The sequence below is a fragment of the Sagittula salina genome (assembly GCF_017813235.1).
GTDB classification, from domain to species: domain Bacteria; phylum Pseudomonadota; class Alphaproteobacteria; order Rhodobacterales; family Rhodobacteraceae; genus Sagittula; species Sagittula salina.
Genome location: NZ_JAGISH010000044.1, coordinates 1 through 431, shown reverse-complemented (window position 1 = coordinate 431; position 431 = coordinate 1). Strand labels below are relative to the sequence as shown.

The window sequence follows — 431 nt, the reverse complement described above, 5'->3', positions numbered from 1 at the left end:
TTCAGAATGCCGATAATCTGTTCTTCGCTGAAACGGCTCTTTCTCATCGTCTGTCTCCTCAGTTGGAGAACAGGCTAGGGTCAGGATGCATTGATCTTCGTCACGCTGCGTGATTCACGGCTCGCAAAACGGAGCGGTGACATGAGCGACCTTTTCTGGCTGACTGACGAACAGATGGCCAAGCTCGCCCCCTTCTTCCCGAAGTCGCACGGCAAGCCACGGGTCGATGACAGACGGGTCTTGAGCGGGATTATCTTTATCAATCGCAACGGCTTGCGCTGGCGCGACGCTCCCGAAGCCTACGGGCCGCACAAGACGCTTTACAGTCGTTGGAAGCGTTGGAGCGAGAAAGGGATCTTCGCCAGGATGATGGTCGGCCTGGCGGCCGAGCACGGTGAAGAGAAGACCGTGATGATCGACGCCACCTATCT

Annotated in this window: 1 protein-coding gene; it reads left to right on the top strand. The window is 56.8% G+C overall.

The annotated features are described in order from the left end of the window. Positions 1 to 141 precede the first annotated feature (141 nt). On the top strand, positions 142 to 431 hold a 290-nt coding region (locus J5474_RS22495), incomplete at its 3' end, for a transposase (protein ID WP_209364243.1).